Source organism: Rhizobacter sp. P3_B12, from assembly GCF_056402895.1.
This window is the reverse complement of record NZ_JBFUGN010001794.1, coordinates 1-521: the sequence shown is the minus strand read 5'-3', so window position 1 is coordinate 521 and position 521 is coordinate 1. Positions and strand designations below refer to the sequence as shown.

Below are 521 nucleotides of genomic sequence, written 5' to 3'. Positions count from 1 at the left end.
GTGTTGGGGGTGCTCGCGCTGGCGGCGGTCGCGGTGCTGGGCTACCCAGAATCGCCCGTCGGGCAGAGTGTCTACATCACGTTCACGGTCGTGAACCTCGTCCTCGCCGCGATCAATCTGATCCCCGGCAAGATCAGCGACAACCTCTCCACCGACGGCGCGATCCTGTGGGGACTGCTGCTTCACGTCGTCGGCGGCCGGCCGCACCCGCTGGCACGGCAGCACGCCGCCTCGCCGGTGTTTCCGCCGCAGACGCGCCTGACCGCGGTCGACGGCATGGTGCCCACCGGCTTCCAGACGGGCGTCGAGCTTCTCAATGACGACAAGACGCCGATGGAGTTCGTCGTCGCGGTGCTGGAAAGGCATCTGAAACTCGACCGTGAGTCCGCCATCGAGGCGATGCTCCAGATTCATGCGCGGGGCGGCCTCCTGTTGCCGCTGGCCGATCCCGCCCAGGCGGCCGAGGTCGCGAGCGAGGTCACACGAGAAGCCCGCGACCACGGCCACCCCTTGGTATGCCG

At 68.3% G+C, this 521-nt stretch carries 1 protein-coding gene; it reads left to right on the top strand.

The features are described from left to right. The coding region (locus AC1D01_RS38255) for an ATP-dependent Clp protease adaptor ClpS (protein WP_477875248.1) at positions 1–521 on the top strand (521 nt) is incomplete at both ends.